Genomic DNA, 15,974 nt, shown 5'->3' with positions numbered 1-15,974 from the left:
TCCGGGCCGTGGATTCAGACCCGGGCTAAATCAATACCACGAGCGCTCCGTACCCGGTCTGATCGGATCATGACCGCCACTGAAGTCGCGGCCGACGAGGCCGCGTTGCCCAGCCATGCCCCCAGCCGGTTCGCCCGGCTGCTGCCCCAGGACCCGGTGCTGCGCCGGCTGTCCGTGATCACCCTGATCAACACGGCCGGCAACGGCCTGTCGATGACCCTGTCGGTGCTGTTCTTCACCCGCATCCTCGGGTTCGGGGTCGCGCAGGTCGGCGTGGTGCTGACCGTCGCCGGGGCGTTCGGGCTGGCGGCGGGCATGCCGGCGGGCTGGCTGTCCGACCGGTTCGGGCCCAAGCCGGTGCTGGTGGTGCTGCTGGTGGCGCAGGGGGTGTGCTCGGTCGGGTACGTGCTGGTGCACGACCTGGCGGTGTTCGCGGTGCTGGCCTGCCTGGTGGCCGCCACCGACCGGGGCGGCATGGCGGTGCGCGGCGCGCTGTTCGCCGAGGTGCTGCCGCAGGACGGCCGGGTGGCGGGCCGGGCGTACCTGCGCTCGGTCACCAACATCGGCATCGGGCTGGGCACCGTCGCCGCCGCTGCGGTGCTCCAACTCGACAGCCGGGGCGCGTACTTGACGGCGCTGCTGTTCGACGGCGTGACGTACGGCGTGATCGCGGTGATGTACCTGCTGATGGTGCCCGTCCCGCGGCGCAGCGCCGAGCAGGCCGCGCGGGCGAAGGCCGAGGGCGGGATGCTGGCGGTGCTGCGGGACGGGCGCTACCTGGCGGCGACCGGCCTGAACGCGGTGATCACGCTGCAGTTCGTGATGATCGAGGTCGGCGTGCCGCTGTGGGTGGTGCGGGAGACCGACGCGCCGCGCTGGATGGCGGCCGGCGCGCTGCTGGTCAACACCGTGCTGGTGATCGCCCTTCAGGTGCGGGCCACCCGGGGCACCGAGGAGATCGGCGCGGCCGCCCGGGTCTTCCGGCGCGGCGCGCTGCTGGTGGCCGGCTCCTGCGCGGTGCTGGCGCTGGCCGCGGGCCTGCCCGGCTGGGTGGCGGCGCTGGTGATCTCGGCCGGCGTCGGACTCCAGGCGCTCGGCGAGGTGTACAGCCAGGCCGGTGCGTGGGCGCTGGGCTACGACCTGGCGAAGGAGCACTCGCAGGGCGCCTACCAGGGCGTGTTCAACACCGGCATGTCGGGCGCGATGATGTTCGGCCCGGTGCTGATCACCTCGGTGGTGATCGCCAACGGGACGGTCGGCTGGCTGCTGCTGGGCGCGCTGTTCGCCGCGGCGGGCTTCGGGATGACGCTGGTGGTGCGGCGGCGCTGAGTTCTTTCCGGGGCTGCGGCGGCGCGGGTGACGGTTCGTCGAGGAACGTCACCCGCGCCGTTCGTCGTCCTAGCAGCTCAGGTTGGAGCCGGTCGGGACGCCGAGGATGGCGGAGAAGCTGGTGTAGGCGTTGATCCGGCTCTGCACCTGCGCGGGGTTGCCGCCGTTGCACTCCAGCGAGCCGTTGATGGAGCGGATGGTCTCGCCGAAGCCCTTGCCGTTGACCATGGCGTTGTGCGCGGTCATGGTGCCCGGGCCGTTCTGCGTCATCCAGTACCAGATGCCGGTCTTCCAGGCGACGGCCGCGTCGGTCTGCACCAGGTTCGGGTTGTTCAGCAGGTCGATGCCGAGCGCGTCGCCCGCCGCCTTGTAGTTGAAGTTCCAGCTCAGCTGGATCGGGCCGCGCCCGTAGTAGGCGGCCTGGCCGGCCGGGCAGCCGTAGGGCTGGGTGGTGTCGCAGTAGTGCGGGTAGTTGGCGGTGTTCTGCTCGACGACGTACACCAGCCCGCCGGTCTCGTGGCTGATGTTGGCGAGGAAGGCCGCCGCCTCCTGCTTCTTCACGGTGTCGGAGCCGGTGCCCGCGAACGCCGGGTAGGCGCTCAGCGCCGCGACCAGCCCGCTGTATGTGTAGAACGGGTTCCGGTTCGGGAACATCTGGTTGAACTGGGCCTCGGAGACCACGAACCCGCCCGGGTTGGGCGTCGTCGTGGTCGGGCTCGGGGACGGCGTGTCGGTGGCGCAGTTGGACGGGCTCCAGTACCAGGTGGAGATCGTCGGGTCGTAGCCCGGGTTGTCGTGGGTGGCGACGTAGAACTGGCCGTTGGGCACGTACTTGACCACCGTGCCGGTGGTGTACTGGGTGCCCGCGACCCAGATCTGGAAGGCGCAGACCGTGCCGGTGGGGTTCGGGCTGGGGCTCGCGGTGCCGCCGGTCTGGCTCGGGCTCGGGCTCGGCGTGGTGCCGCCGCCGGTGCCGCAGGCGCCCTGGTCGGCCCAGACTCCGCTGCCGGCGGTGCTCGGGGTCTCGCCCTGGGTCCACCACTTGGCGTTCCAGTTGTGGTCGTTGTACGAGGCGGTCATGCCACCGGTGTACACCTGCGAGGCCGCGTACGGGGTGGCGCAGGCGGTGGCCGCGGTGGAGGAGGCGGGCACCATGACGGCGAGTCCGGTGGCGGCCAGGGCGCCGGTCAGCAGGGCGGCGATCCGGCCGCGGGTGTTGCGCGGGCGGCGCTGGGAGACGGGTCGGGTGGTTCGGGTGGTTCGGGTGGTTCGGGTGGTTCGGATGGGGGACATCGGCCACTCCTTGTGGGGGGAACGAGCGGTGTGCCGAGCACTCAACCCAGGTTGACGGTTAACAGTCAATAGGTCTAGACCTTAAGAGAGTTGAGGGTGTGTACGCACCGGATACTGGCCAGCGGGGGCGCTGTCGTGCCAGGGTGCAGGCGGATACCGTCCGACCCACCCTCAGCCGGAAGGCAGACCAGCCCAGATGACCAGCGAAGCGCCCCTCCTGCGCCGCAGCACCGCCGACGCCGTCGCCACCCTCGAGCTCGACTCCCCGCACAACCGCAACGCGCTCTCCACCCGGCTGATGGCCGAACTCACCCAGGGCCTCGCCGACGCCGCCGCCGACCCCGACGTCCGCGCCGTCGTCCTCGGCCACACCGGGCGGGTGTTCTGCGCCGGCGCCGACCTCTCCGAGGCCACCGGCGACGACCCCACCGTCGGACCGCGCGGCCTGGTCGCCCTGCAGCGCGCCATCGTCGACTGCCCCAAGCCCGTCATCGCCCGCCTCGACGGCCACGTCCGGGCCGGCGGACTCGGCCTGGTCGGCGCCTGCGACCTCGCCGTCGCCGGACCCGACTGCACCTTCGCCTTCACCGAGGCCCGCCTCGGCCTCGCCCCCGCCGTCATCTCGCTGCCGCTGCGCCCCAAGCTGGAGCCGCGCGCCGCCGCCCGCTACTACCTCACCGGCGAGACCTTCGACGCCGCCGAGGCCGCCAGGATCGGCCTGGTCACCGAGGCCGCCGACGACACCGGCGCCGCGCTGAAGACCATCCTGGACGCGCTGCGGCTGTGCTCGCCGCAGGGCCTCGCGGAGTCCAAGTACCTTGCCAACGCCGCCGTCCGGGAGTCCTTCGAGCGGCACACCGAGGAGCTGGTCGCCCAGTCCGCGCGGCTGTTCGGCTCCGAGGAGGCGCAGGAGGGCATGCGGGCGTTCCTGGAGAAGCGGCCGGCGCGCTGGGTGCGCTGAGCCTTCTGGTCGGGCTGAGTCGGCCGGGTGCGCCGAGCTGGATTTTCGGCGCAAGTTACCGGCCGGTGTGAGTTTGGTCCCGTTGCCCGTCGCGGGCCGCCACCGGCCGATACGGTGAGCGCATGTCGATCGTCCGCGCGCTGCTGGGGTCCGTCCGCGAGAGGTCGCGCCGGGCGGCCGGGCGCGCGGTGCACCGCGGCTGGCGCTGGGTGCAGGACGCCGGCGCCGTCAGCAACCGCAACCCCGGGCCGTACCGGTTCGGGGAGCTCGGTGACGGCACCAAGCTGGCGTTCCCGCTCGGCACGGTGTTCAACGAACAGTGGATCACCATCGGCCCGTTCTCCATCATCGGCGAACGCGTCACCATCTCGGCCGGCTTCCTGCCCGGGCTCGACCTCGGCCCCGAGCCGATCGTCCGGATCGGCGGCGGCTGCGTGATCGGCCGCGGCAGCCACATCGTCGGGCACCAGCAGATCGTGCTCGGTGACGACGTGTGGACCGGCCCGAACGTCTACATCACCGACCAGGCGCACGAGTACCGCGACACCGAACTGCCGATCGGCAAGCAGTGGCCGCGCAACGAGCCCGTCTCGATCGGCGCCGGCTCCTGGATCGGCACCGGCGCGGTGATCCTGCCTGGCGCCCGGCTCGGCCGCAACGTGGTGGTCGCCGCCAACTCCGTGGTCTCCGGCGAGGTCCCCGACTTCGCGGTGGTGGCCGGCGCCCCCGCCCGCCAGGTCCGCACCTGGGACCCGGAAGCCGGCTGGCAGCCCCCCATCCGCCACGAGGCCCCCCGCCCCGTTCCCGACGGCGTCACCGCCGAACAGCTCCGTGCCCTGGTCGGCTGGGACCTCCGCCTGCCCGGCGAGAGCGCCGCCCCCGAGGCATAACCGGCGGATGTGAACGGGCGGGCCGGGGCCGGGAGCTGACTCCGGTGGGTGGCACGGGCTGCAACGACTGTCACAGGTGGACAACACCGGCAACCGGCAGGGCCGGATCGGTGTGGTGAGTGCTGTCGAGTGGGGCAGGATGCTCCCTCGTGGATCTTGGGTCGCTGCCACGGCAACCAGTACGTGGTGAAGCTCGACCCGAAGGGCGCGCTGCAGAGCGTCACGCAGCTCTACAAGCCCTGACCGGGGCCCATTTGACGGGACGGCGGTCCGTGCGCGTGGGGGCGTGCGGGCCGCCTGTCCACTTCTCCCGCAGGTGCGGGCCCAGTACGGTGACGGGTGGCTTCGAGCGGAAGGACGGCCATGCCCGACACCGGTGCCCCAGCGGCATGCCGAGGCCTGATCCTGGACTTCGTGGGCGTGCTGACACCCGACCCGGCGCCGATGCTCCGCCGGTGGAGCCTGAGCCAGGGGCTGGACGCGGACGCCTGGCGCCGGACGCTCACCACCCACCCGGTGGTGAAGGAGCTGTACGCCGAACTCGAGGTCGGCCGGCTGAGCCAGTCCGAGTGGAACCGGCTGACCGCACCGATCCTGGGACTCACCGAGCACGAGAACCTCATGGGCCGGGCCTGGGAACGTGTCTCGCCGGCCACCGAGATGATCGAACTGGCTGCGGCGGCCCGGGAGGCCGGCCGCACCGTGGCGATGCTGTCCAACAGCTTCGGCCTCGACCCGTTCGACCCCTACACGGCGTGCGGGGTCCGGGACTTGTTCGACGTGACCGTGATCTCCGAACTCGAAGGCCTCGCCAAACCCGACCCCGCCATCTACCGGCTGGTGCTCGACCGGATGGGCCTGCCCGCCGAAGCCTGCGTCTTCGTCGACGACCACCCGGCGAACCTGCCGCCGGCGCAGGAACTGGGCATCGCCACCGTGCTGGCCGACGGCCGACCGGACACCCTCGCACGGATCTCTGAACTGCTGGGCCTCGCCGCCGTCGCCCGTTGACACGAGAGGGACGGCGGCCGCCCGCTCGTCGAGTTCCCGAGCCGCCGGAACCGACTCCGCGCTGTCCGGCTCAGGCCCCAGGGTGCCCAGCACCCCGTCGCGCGGTGGCGACGGCATGCAGGTTGCGTACGAGGAGAGCAGCCGGGCGGGAACAGTCTTCGAAGATACCCAGGACGTTGTTGAGCGTCGGGAACTCTACGATCTGCTCGGGGCCCAGGCACTGTCTTCGGCGACGTCTGAGGCCGTAAGCGGCAGAGGGCCCCCTCGTGGGTGGCGAGGGGGCTGTGTCGCGGAGGTGTTCAACGGCGGCCGAGGGCGTGGAAGGACCAGCCGGCCGTCCGCCAGCGGTTCGCGTCGAGGGTGCCGCGGGCGTCGATGACCACGGGCGCCGCAACGTGCCGGGCGAGGGCGGACGGGTCCTGGGCGGCGTACTGGGGCCAGTCGGTCAGGTGGAGCAGCAGGTCGGCGTCGGTGAGGGCCCGGATCGGACTTTCGGCGTAGGTGAGTTGGGGGTGGGCGCGGCGGGCGTTCTCGAGGGCGGCCGGGTCGTGGATGGTGATTTCGGCGCCGGCTCGCTGGAGGGTGTCGGCGACGGCGAGGGCGGGGGAGTCGCGGATGTCGTCGGTGCCGGGTTTGAACGAGGCTCCCCAGATGGCGATCCGCCGGCCGGCCACGGTGCCGTCGAGGAGTTCGCGGGTGAGTCCGACGGTGCGTTCGCGGCGGCGCCGGTTGATGGAGGCGACCTCGCGGAGCAGGCCGGTGTCGGTGCCGAGTTCTTCGGCGCGGTGGGTGAATCCGGCGAGGTCCTTGGGCAGGCAGCCGCCACCGTAGCCGAGGCCGGGGCGCATGCCCGCGGTGCCGATCCGGGGGTCGTGGCCGAGGGCGTGGGCCAGGTGGCGGACGTCGGCGCCGGTGTGTTCGCACAGTTCTGCCATCAGGTTGATGAAGGAGATTTTGGTGGCGAGGAAGGCGTTGGCGGCGCCTTTGATCAGTTCGGCGGTGGGCAGGTCGGTGACGACAAGTGGCGTTCCGGTGGCCAGGATGTCGGCGTGGACGGCGCGGAAGCGGGCTTCGCCGGTGGTGTCGCCGTCCTCGAGGCCAAGGACGATGCGGTCCGGCCGGAGGGTGTCCTGGACGGCAAGGGATTCGCGCAGGAACTCCGGTGACCAGGCCAGGCGGACCCGGACCCCGTCGCGGAGGTGCTCGTCCAGGAGGTGCCGGAGCTGGGTGGCGGTGCCGACGGGGACGGTGGACCGGCCGATGATCAGTGCGCCGTCGTCGAGCAGGGGGGCCAGGTGGCGGACGGCGGTGCGGAGTTGGGTGAGGTCGTAGGCGCTGCTGCCGGTCTGCTGCGGGGTGCCGACGTCCAGGAAGTGGAGGTCGGCGAAGGCGGCGGCCTCGGTGCAGGAGGTGGTGAAGCGGAGGTTGCCGGCGGCGGTGTGTTTGGTGAGCAGGTCGTTCAGACCGGGTTCGACGAACGGGGCCCGGCCTTGGTTCAGGGCCTCGACCTTGGCGGGGTCGGTGTCCATGCCGAGGACCTGGTGGCCGAGTTCGGCCAGTGCGGCCGCGTGGGTCGCGCCGAGGTAGCCGCAGCCGATCACGGTGAGCTTCATGGAGGTGTCCTTCCGGGAGGGCGGGACACCAGGCAAGCGCGGTGGCGGCGGGTTCGGGGAGGGCTCGCAAGGGGGCTCACAACTCGCGGAAGCGGCCCACCGTGAGCGGGACGGAACTACCCTCGGTGGATCCGGCGTCGGGTACCGGGTGTACGAACTCCCGTACTTGGCCAGGTGCGACGTCCGCGCCGAGCCGCACTGGACGAAGGGGATGCCGTGGCGTCGACCACCCGCCGGGCCAAGCCGCCCAACGACGCGCTGGCCCGGATGATCGGCGAGTGCGCGGGGGCCAGCAACAAGTCGCTGGCCCACCGGGTGAACCAGCTCGCTCTCGAGGCCGGGATGGCCACCAGCTACACGCACACCTCGGTCGCGAACTGGTGCCGTCGCGGGATGGTCCCCGACTGGCCGGTGCCCAGGCTGCTGGCCCAGGCGATCGGCGAACGGCTCGGCCGGCCCGTGGAGTTGGCGGAGATCGGCATGGCGGGGGCGCAGACACCGGACGCCTCGGTGGGGTTGGATTTCCGGCGAGAGCCCGCCGAGGCCGTCCGCGCCGCCGTCCTGTTCTGGAGTTCCGTGAACCGCCGTGACTTCCTCACCGGAACGGGCTTCGCCGTCTCCGCGTTCACCACCCCGGTCACCCGCTGGCTGGTCACCCCCGCTGACGAGGACGCGGCGCACCGCGGCCGCGGCCGGGTCGGGGTCGCCGACCTCGCGGAACTGCGGGAGGCCGCCGCCGACGCCCGGCGGTGGGACTCCCGGTACGGCGGCGGGAGTTGGAAGGCCAACTCCGTCACCGCCTGCCTGCGGGAACGGGCCGTCCCGCTGCTGAACGGCTCGTTCGATGACCAGGTCGGCCGTCAACTGTTCGCGGTGACGGCCGAGTTGTCCCGGCTGGCCGGCTGGACCGCGTTCGACACCGGGCAGCACGACGCGGCCCAGCGGCACTTCATCCAGGCCCTCCGCCTGGCCCGGGCCGGCGGTGACGTCCAGCTCGGCTGCTACGTCCTCACCACGATGGCGATGCAGACACTGCTGCGGGGCTTCGCCGGCGAGGCCATCGACATGACCCAGGGCGCCTACCAGCGGGCCAAGGGCACGGCCGCCCCCAGGGTGCTGGCGTTCACCAAGCTGATCGAGGCCAGGGCCCACGCCCGCGAGAACGACGCCAAGGCCGCCTCGGCCGCCCTGGCCGCGTCCGAGAGCCTGCTCGACCGGGCGCGCGACGGTGCCGAGGAGCCCGACTGGATCGACTTCTACCAGCACGCCCGGCTCTCGGCCGACGCCGTGGAAGTGTTCCGGGACCTGCGCAACCCCCGGGCCGCGCTGGCCTGGAACGACCGGGCCGCCGCCATGCCGACCGGGACGTTCACCCGCTCCGTCGGCATGCGCCTGGCGATCGTCGGGACCGCGCACCTCCAGGCCAGGGACGTCGACCAGGGCCTCGCCCTCGGCCACCGCGCCGTCGACATCCTCGGCGCGGTGCGATCCGCCCGGGCCCTGGACTACGTCCGCGAGTTCAACGCCGCCCTCGGCCCCTGGCAGCGGGAGCCCGCTGTCAGGGACTTTCTGCGACGGAGCCGCTCCGAGCTGGGTGTGGCGGCCTGATGCGGCGGGCCGTCAGGGGGTGCGGTGGTGGCGGGTGGTGAGGGAGAGGAGGCCGGCGACGGCGGAGGTGGTGGCGACGGTGAGGAGGGCGAGGGGGAGGGAGGTGGCGTCGGCGAGGAAGCCGATGACCGGGGGGCCGAGGAGCATGCCGGCGTAGCCGAGGGTGGAGGCGGTGGCGACGCCCTGGGGGCCGGCCGCGGCGCCGGCCCGGGCGATGGCGAGGGGGAAGATGTTGGCCAGGCCGAGGCCGACCAGGACGAAGCCGGCCAGGGCGGCGGGGACGGACGGGGCGAGGGCGGCGGTGGTCATGCCCGCGCCGGCGGCGAGGCCGCCGAAGAGGACGACCCTGGTGGGGCCGAGGCGTTCGGTGAGCCAGGTGCCGGAGAGGCGGCCCGCCGTCATGGCGAAGGCGAAGGCCGCGTAGCCGGCGGCGGCCAGGGCGGCGCTCGCGTGGACGTCGTCGGTGAGGTGGAGGGTGGCCCAGTCGGCGAGTGCGCCCTCGCCGTACGCGTCGCACAGGGCGGTGAGGCCGAGGAGCAGGACGAGCAGGCGGGCACGGCCGAGCTGACGGGAGGGGGAGGCGGAAGGGGCGGAGGCGGGGCGCGGGCGGGCGGCCGGGGCGCGGAGCAGGGCGGTGCCGGCGATGGCGGTGACGGCCAGGCCGAGGGCGCCGGCCAGGGCGAGCGACCAGGCGGTGCTCACGGAGCCGGCGAGCAGGCCGCCGACGCCGGCGCCGAGCAGTCCGCCGAGGCTGTAGCCGGCGTGGAAGCTCGGCATGACGGGCCGTCGGAGTTCGGCGACCAGGTCGACGGCGGCGCTGTTCATCGCCACGTTGGCGGCGCCGTACCCGGCGCCGAACAGCAGCAGGACGGCGCCGAGGGCGAGCACCGAGTGGGTGTGCGCGGGCAGGGCGACGGCGAGGGAGAGGACGCCGAGGGAGGCGACGGTGACGGGGCGGGAGCCGAAGCGCAGGCAGAGCCGGCCGACCAGGGCCATGGTGGCGACCGCGCCGGCCGAGATGCAGAGCAGGGCGAGGCCCAGTGCGCTGTGGGTGGCGGAGACCTGGGCGCGGATGTCGGGGATGCGGACCACCCAGGCGGCGAACAGGAAGCCGTCGACGGCGAAGAAGGCGGTGAGGGCGAGGCGTGCCGCCGACCAGGTCGAGCTGCGGCCGGACGGAGAGCCAATGGAGGAGGAGCGGGCTTCTGTTTTGTTCAGTAGCGGCACAAAGTCAGAATAGGGGAGTGCCGCACACACCTTCAAGCCCGAACCGGAGCCCCGCCGTGAGCACCCCGCGCCGCACCGCCCCCGACCGCGGCCGTACCCTGCTCGGCCCGGCGCTGCGCCTGATCCACACCGGCCAGGCCCCCACCCGCTCCGCGCTCACCGGCGCCCTCGACGTCACCCGCGCCACCGCCGGCGCGGTCACCGCCGAACTCGAGGCGCTCGGCCTGATCAGCGTCGACTCCCGCCCGGCCGGCGGCGGCCGCGGCCGCCCCTCGCACCGGCTCGCGATCGCCGACCCCGGCCCCGCCGTGCTCGCCGCCCAGCTGCACGCCGACGGCGTCTCCGCCGCGCTCGCGGGCCTCGGCGGCCGGCTGCTGGAGGCCGTCCACCTGCCGCTGCCCGCCGACACCTCGCCCGCCCGTCTGCTCGGCGCGGCCGCCGAGGCGGGCGCGCAGCTCGCCCGGGGCGGCCGCCGCCGGGTGCTCGGCTTCGCCCTCGCGCTGCCCAACCCCGTCACCGAGCCCGACGGCACCGCGCTGGCCGCGCTGCACTTCGACTGGCCGTCCGGCACCCCCGTCGCCGAGCTGTTCGCCGAACAGGTGGCCGGCGCGGACCTCGGGCCGCGCGCCCGTACCGCGCTCCCGACCGCCGTCGCCAATGACGCCAACCTGGCCGCGCTCGCCGAACACCGGCACGGCGCCGGCCAGGGCGCCCGGCACCTGCTGCTGGTCACCTCCGGGCATCGCGGCGTCGGCGGCGCGCTGGTCCTCGACGGCCGCCTGCACACCGGCAGTTCGGGCCTCGCCCTGGAGGTCGGCCACCTCACCGTCGACCCGCTCGGCCGGCCCTGCCCGTGCGGCAACCGCGGCTGCCTGAACGCCGAGACCGACACCGACGCGCTGTTCGCCGCCGCCAAGCGCCGCCCCGACCCGGGCAGGCCGCTGCTCGCGCAGGCCCGCGAACTGGCCCACGACCCGGAGGCCGCCGACGCCGTCGACCACCTGGTGGAGCGCCTCGGCCTGGGCCTGGCCGGGCTGGTCAACATCCTCAACCCCGACCGGATCGTGCTCAGCGGCCTGCACCAGGAGCTGCTGGCGGCCGCCCCCGACCGGCTCGCCGCCGTGGTCGCCGAACGCTGCCTGTGGGGGCGCAGCGGACGGGTGCCGATCGTCCCCGCGCAGGTCGTGCACGCCGGGCTGGTCGGGGCCGCCGAACTCGCCTGGGAGCCCTACCTGGAGGACCCGCAGGCCGTGGCAACTCCCTGAAGGCATCCGGAAACGCGAACGGCGCGGGCTGACGGAGAGTCAACCCGCGCCGTCCGGCGCACTACTGGGACGTCACTTGCCGAAGCGGAGCTTCCAAGGGGCGACGGCCGACTCCAGCTGCACGCCCAGGCTCATCTTCGACATGCCCTCGACCCGCTCCTCGAAGCGGATCGGCACCTCGGCGATGCGCATGCCGCGCTGGACCACGCGGTAGTTCATCTCGACCTGGAACGAGTAGCCGTTGGAACGCACGGACTGCAGGTCGACCTTGCGCAGCGCCTGCGCCTCCCAGGCCTTGAAGCCCGCGGTGGCGTCCTTGACCTTCAGACGCAGGATCGCGTTGACGTAGAAGTTCGCCCAGGCGGACAGCGCCTTGCGGTGCCACGGCCACTCGGACGCGGTGGAGCCGCCGGGGACGTAGCGCGAGCCCAGCACGACGGAGGCGTCGGTGGTGGTGAGCTTCTCCACCATCGCGGGGATCGCGGTGTGCGGGTGCGACAGGTCGGCGTCCATCTGGATCACGATGTCGGCGCCGTTCTCCAGCGCCTGCGTCATGCCCGCGATGTAGGCCCGGCCCAGGCCGTCCTTGTCGGTGCGGTGCAGCACGGTGAGCGTGCCGCCCGACTCGGCGCCCAGCTTGTCCGCGACGTCGCCGGTGCCGTCGGGGGAATTGTCGTCCACTACCAGAACGTGCAGGTTCGGCATGCCGAGCTCGCCCAACCGACCTACCAGGATCGGGAGGTTCTCCCGCTCGTTGTACGTCGGAACAACCACAACAACCTTCGGGTGGGCCTCAGCCATGTTTCTTCTATCCTCGATACGGTTATGAGAGCCGGATGCGGCAGTCTAGCGTTGATCCCCGCACGTACGTTCCGGGGGGCCGGTCCGGCCAGCGCCCGGGAGCCGCACGGGAATCGCGCACGGTGACCGCCTCCGGGAATCGGTGCGCCCGCTCGCCCGTTCACGGGGCATGAGCGACAACACCCAGGCCGATCCCGCCGAACCGCTGCGCTACGCCGCCTTCACCGCCGACCCCGCCGGCGGCAACCCCGCCGGTGTGGTGCTGGACGCCTCCGCGCTGAGCGATGAGCGGCAACTGGCCCTCGCCGCGGAGCTGGGCTACTCCGAGACGGCGTTCCTCACCGAGGTGCCCGACCAGCCGCGCACCCGCACCGTCCGCTACTTCAGCCCGCTGACGGAGGTGCCGTTCTGCGGGCACGCCACCATCGCCGCGGCGGTGGCGCTGGGTGAACGGATCGGCCCCGGCGAGCTGTTGTTCGAGACCAAGGCCGGTCCGGTGCCGGTCGAGGTGGCGCGCACCGGGTCCGGAGAGTTCACGGCGACGTTGACGAGTGTTCCGCCGCACGTCGAGGAGGTCGCCCCGGAGGACGTCCTGGAGGCGCTCGACGCGCTCGGCTGGCAGGCCGAGGAGCTGGACGAGAAGCTGCCGCCGATGATCGCGTACGCCGGCGCCCGGCACCTGGTGCTGGCCGCCGCGACCAGGGCCCGGCTGGCCGACCTCGACTACGACTTCGACGCGCTGGCCGCGCTGATGCGCCGGCTCGACCTGGTGACCCTTCAGCTGGTCTGGGAACAGGACGCCACCACCTTCCACGTCCGCGACCCGTTCCCGGTCGGCGGCATCGTGGAGGACCCGGCGACCGGCGCGGCCGCCGCCGCGTTCGGCGCCTACCTGCGCCACCTGCGGCAGTTGGGCGCCGCCCGGCTGACGCTGCACCAGGGCGAGGACCTCGGCCGGCCCGGCCTGCTGACCGTCGAACTGGCCGCCGAGGACACCCGGGTTCGGGTCACCGGCCGGGCGGTGCGCATCCCCTGAAAGTCCCTCGCCCCGGCGGTGGTTCAGCCGGCGTCGGGGCCGAGGTGGGTACGGGCCAGGTCGAGCAGCGGCGGGCCGTAGTCCGGGTGCGCGAGGGCGTGCGCGAACTGGGCGAGCAGATAGGCGTGCGGGTTGCCGGTGTCGTACCAGCGGCCCTCGATGACCTGGCCGTACACGGCGCGGCGGGACGCGTACGCGTTCAGCGCGTCGGTGAGGTACAGCTCGCCGACCGGGTCGACCCGGAACCGCCGGTGCTGCTCGCGCAGTTCGTCCACCACGCCGGGCGTCAGCACGTAGCCGCCGATCGCCGCGTAGTGCGACGGGGCGACGGCCGGGTCGGGCTTCTCCACCAGGCCGGTGATCCGCAGCGCGCCGTCGCCGAGGTCCTCCTTGACCACCGGGACGCCGTAGCGGTGCGACTCGGCCGGGTCCATCGGCATCAGCGCGAGCACCGGGGCGCTGGTCTTCTCGTGCGCGGCCATCAACTGGCGGGCGCGCGGCACCGGGGACACGAACACGTCGTCCGGCCACAGCACCAGGAACGGCTCGTCGCCGAAGTCGCGGGCCGCGTTCAGCACCGGGGTGCCGTTGCCGTACGGGCCGTGCTGGAACAGGTAGGTGATGTGGCCGCGCCGGGACAGGTCCGCGACGTCCTCCACCGCGTCGGCGTAGGCGTCCTTGCCGGCCGCGCGCAGCTGGGCGACCAGCGACGGGTTGGGGCGGAAGTGGTCCTGGATCAGCGACTTGTCGCCGGACACCACGATGGTGATGTCGGTGATGCCGGAGTCGATCAACTCCCGCACCGTGTGCTCGATCACCGGCCGGTCGCCGACCGGCAGCATCTCCTTCGGGGTGGCCTTGGTGAGCGGGAGCAGCCGGGAGCCGAGGCCGGCCGCGGGGATGACGGCTCGGCGGAGGGTGGCACGCATGGGGCCTCTTCTCGTTCCTGTGCGGTCGCGGACGGCACCGACCGTACCAATGCCGTCGCGCTGGGTGACACCCCCGTACTGCGGCGGGAGTAGGTGTGTCTGCTCCGCGGGGCCGATGGTGCAGGCCGGAGGCGCCGCTAGCCTTCCGGTATGGGAGAAGTTCGGCAGCCGTGGGTGCCCGTCTGGGTGCGGGCCGGCAAGGCGGGATGGCCGGTGGCGGCCGCCGTCGTGGTGACGGTGGTCCAGGTGGCCGGGACGACGGTCGCCGCCCGGCACCAGAGCGCGCGGCTGCCGCTGGACGCCTGGGGGTACCTGCTGCTGGCGCTCGGCCCGGCGCTGCTGGTGCTGCGGGCGCGGTACCCGGCGTTCACCGTCGCCGCCGTGGCGGCCGTGACCGCGGCCTACCTGTGGGCCGGGTACCCGTACGGGCCGGCCTTCGTGGCGCTGGTGGTGGCGTTCTTCTCGGCCGTGCAGCGCGGCCGGCGACGGGCCGCCTGGCTGAGCGCCGGCGCGTTCTACCTGCTGCACCTGCTGCTGAGCTACGTCGTACCGGCGTCCTGGCTGCGGGCGCCGGCCCGCGAGGCGGTGGGCTGGCAGGAGCTCGGCGTCACCGCCTGGCTGCTGCTGGTCTTCGTCGGCGCCGAACTGGCCCGGTTCCGGCGCGAGCAGATCGCCGCCGTGCGGGCCGCCGAGGAGGAGGCCCGGGCGCGCCGCAGCGACGAGGAACGGCTGCGGATGGCACGGGAGTTGCACGACATCCTGGCGCACTCGATCTCGCTGATCCACCTCCAGGCGGGCGTCGCCCTGGAACTGCTGGACGCCCGCCCCGAGCAGGCCAGGGACGCGCTCACCACCATCAAGGCGACCAGCAAGGAGGCACTCGGCGAAGTCCGCCAGGTGCTCGGCACCCTGCGCACCCCCGGGGCCGCCGCGCCGCGCACCCCCGCCCCCGGCCTGGAACGGCTGGACGAACTGGTCGCGCAGGCCGGCCACGCGGGCCTCGCCGTCACCGTCCGCACCGAAGGCCGGGCCGGCCCGCTCGGCGCAGGCCTCGGACTCGCCGCGTTCCGGATCGTCCAGGAGGCGCTGACCAACGTGCTGCGGCACTCCACCGCCCGCACCGCTGATGTTCAACTCTCCTGGAAGCCGGACGGGTTGGAGCTGACCGTCACCGACCCCGGACCGCCCGGCGGCGGCGACGCGGGCGGCAGCGGCACCGGCCTGATCGGCATGCGCGAACGCGCCGCCGCGTTCGGCGGCACCGTGGACGCCGGCCCGCACGGCACCGGCGGCTGGCAGGTCCGGGCCCGGCTGCCGCTCGTCACGAACGGAGTCGAAGCGTGATCAAGGTGCTGCTCGCCGACGACCAGCGGCTGGTCCGGGCCGGATTCCGGGCCCTGCTGGACGCCCAGGACGACCTCGAGGTGGTCGGCGAGGCCGACGACGGCGAACAGGCCGTCGCCCGGGCCGCCGAACTGCGCCCCGACGTCGTCCTGATGGACATCCGGATGCCCCGCCTGGACGGCCTCGCCGCGACCCGCCGGATCTGCGCCGACCCCGAACTGGCGGCCGTGCGGGTGGTCGTGCTGACCACCTTCGAACTCGACGAGTACGTCTTCGAGGCGCTGCGGGCCGGCGCCGCGGGCTTCCTGGTCAAGGACACCGAACCCGGCGAACTGCTGCGCGCCGTCCGGGTCGCCGCGTCCGGCGACGCGCTGCTCTCCCCGGGCGTCACCCGCCGCCTGATCGGCGAGTTCGCCGCCCGCTCCAAGGAACCGTCCACCGCCCGCCTGGACGTCCTCACCGAACGCGAACGCGAAGTGCTCGCCCTGGTCGGACTCGGCCTCACCAACGAGGACATCGCCCGCCGCCTGGTGGTCAGCCCGCTCACCGCGAAGACCCACGTCAGCCGCACCATGGTCAAACTCGGCGTCCGCGACCGCGCCCAACTCGTCGTCGCCGCCTACGAATCGGGCCTGGTCCGGCCCGGCTGGCTGGGGTAGTCCCCCGG

General features: G+C 73.4%; 14 protein-coding genes. 9 read left to right on the top strand and 5 right to left on the bottom strand.

All coding sequences use genetic code 11. The features are described from left to right. Nucleotides 1–69 precede the first annotated feature (69 nt). Entirely contained in the window at nucleotides 70–1,329 is a 1,260-nt protein-coding gene (locus tag ACFYST_RS32295) for an MFS transporter (RefSeq protein ID WP_387867559.1), read from the top strand. Nucleotides 1,330–1,398: 69 nt separating this feature from the next. On the opposite strand, the gene ACFYST_RS32290 is transcribed toward ACFYST_RS32295, so the two are convergent. After that, nucleotides 1,399–2,532, bottom strand: a complete 1,134-nt coding sequence (locus tag ACFYST_RS32290) for a glycoside hydrolase family 19 protein (RefSeq protein WP_387867590.1) — start codon at nucleotides 2,530–2,532, stop codon at nucleotides 1,399–1,401. A gap of 286 nt (nucleotides 2,533–2,818) precedes the next feature. Here ACFYST_RS32290 and ACFYST_RS32285 point away from each other — a divergent pair, with 286 nt between their 5' ends. The 3 genes from ACFYST_RS32285 (at nucleotide 2,819) to ACFYST_RS32275 (ending at nucleotide 5,484) form a co-directional block, all read left to right on the top strand. After that, nucleotides 2,819–3,583, top strand: coding sequence for an enoyl-CoA hydratase family protein (locus tag ACFYST_RS32285; RefSeq protein ID WP_387867557.1), 765 nt, complete (start codon nucleotides 2,819–2,821; stop codon nucleotides 3,581–3,583). Between the two features lie 122 nt (nucleotides 3,584–3,705). Then, nucleotides 3,706–4,473, top strand: a complete 768-nt coding sequence (locus ACFYST_RS32280) for an acyltransferase (RefSeq protein ID WP_387867554.1) — start codon at nucleotides 3,706–3,708, stop codon at nucleotides 4,471–4,473. A gap of 363 nt (nucleotides 4,474–4,836) precedes the next feature. Then, a complete protein-coding gene (locus ACFYST_RS32275) occupies nucleotides 4,837–5,484 on the top strand; it encodes an HAD family hydrolase (protein WP_387867551.1) in 648 nt (215 codons plus the stop codon). Between the two features lie 299 nt (nucleotides 5,485–5,783). On the opposite strand, the gene ACFYST_RS32270 is transcribed toward ACFYST_RS32275, so the two are convergent. Next, nucleotides 5,784–7,097 (bottom strand): UDP-glucose dehydrogenase family protein, encoded by a 1,314-nt coding sequence (locus ACFYST_RS32270; RefSeq protein WP_387867548.1) that lies wholly within the window; start codon nucleotides 7,095–7,097, stop codon nucleotides 5,784–5,786. Between the two features lie 216 nt (nucleotides 7,098–7,313). Between ACFYST_RS32270 and ACFYST_RS32265 the strand changes: the two genes are divergently transcribed. Then, complete coding sequence (locus ACFYST_RS32265; protein ID WP_387867546.1) at nucleotides 7,314–8,705, top strand: sporulation protein; 1,392 nt, start codon at nucleotides 7,314–7,316, stop codon at nucleotides 8,703–8,705. 12 nt (nucleotides 8,706–8,717) lie between these two features. Here ACFYST_RS32265 and ACFYST_RS32260 read toward each other — a convergent pair whose 3' ends face one another. Next, the gene (locus ACFYST_RS32260) at nucleotides 8,718–9,932 is read right to left on the bottom strand and encodes an MFS transporter (protein WP_387867545.1); all 1,215 of its coding nucleotides are present in this window, start codon (nucleotides 9,930–9,932) and stop codon (nucleotides 8,718–8,720) included. Between the two features lie 56 nt (nucleotides 9,933–9,988). Between ACFYST_RS32260 and ACFYST_RS32255 the strand changes: the two genes are divergently transcribed. Then, on the top strand, nucleotides 9,989–11,197 hold the full coding sequence (locus ACFYST_RS32255; RefSeq protein ID WP_387867543.1) for an ROK family protein: 1,209 nt from the start codon (nucleotides 9,989–9,991) through the stop codon (nucleotides 11,195–11,197). A gap of 72 nt (nucleotides 11,198–11,269) precedes the next feature. On the opposite strand, the gene ACFYST_RS32250 is transcribed toward ACFYST_RS32255, so the two are convergent. After that, on the bottom strand, nucleotides 11,270–11,998 hold the full coding sequence (locus tag ACFYST_RS32250) for a polyprenol monophosphomannose synthase (RefSeq protein WP_387648604.1): 729 nt from the start codon (nucleotides 11,996–11,998) through the stop codon (nucleotides 11,270–11,272). Nucleotides 11,999–12,167: 169 nt separating this feature from the next. Here ACFYST_RS32250 and ACFYST_RS32245 point away from each other — a divergent pair, with 169 nt between their 5' ends. Beyond that, nucleotides 12,168–13,034: a PhzF family phenazine biosynthesis protein gene (locus tag ACFYST_RS32245; RefSeq protein WP_387867540.1), complete on the top strand. Its 867-nt coding sequence runs from the start codon at nucleotides 12,168–12,170 to the stop codon at nucleotides 13,032–13,034. A gap of 23 nt (nucleotides 13,035–13,057) precedes the next feature. On the opposite strand, the gene ACFYST_RS32240 is transcribed toward ACFYST_RS32245, so the two are convergent. Beyond that, nucleotides 13,058–13,963 (bottom strand): UTP--glucose-1-phosphate uridylyltransferase, encoded by a 906-nt coding sequence (locus ACFYST_RS32240; RefSeq protein WP_387867537.1) that lies wholly within the window; start codon nucleotides 13,961–13,963, stop codon nucleotides 13,058–13,060. Between the two features lie 150 nt (nucleotides 13,964–14,113). Here ACFYST_RS32240 and ACFYST_RS32235 point away from each other — a divergent pair, with 150 nt between their 5' ends. Then, the gene (locus ACFYST_RS32235; RefSeq protein ID WP_387867534.1) at nucleotides 14,114–15,307 is read left to right on the top strand and encodes a sensor histidine kinase; all 1,194 of its coding nucleotides are present in this window, start codon (nucleotides 14,114–14,116) and stop codon (nucleotides 15,305–15,307) included. Beyond that, complete coding sequence (locus ACFYST_RS32230; RefSeq protein ID WP_387648595.1) at nucleotides 15,304–15,966, top strand: response regulator; 663 nt, start codon at nucleotides 15,304–15,306, stop codon at nucleotides 15,964–15,966. The genes ACFYST_RS32235 and ACFYST_RS32230 overlap by 4 nt, the downstream gene beginning before the upstream one ends. Nucleotides 15,967–15,974 lie beyond the last annotated feature (8 nt).

The sequence above is a fragment of the Kitasatospora sp. NPDC004614 genome (assembly GCF_042873675.1).
Lineage (GTDB): Bacteria > Actinomycetota > Actinomycetes > Streptomycetales > Streptomycetaceae > Kitasatospora.
Note: the sequence above shows the minus strand (reverse complement) of the source record. Positions and strands in the feature narration are given on the sequence as shown.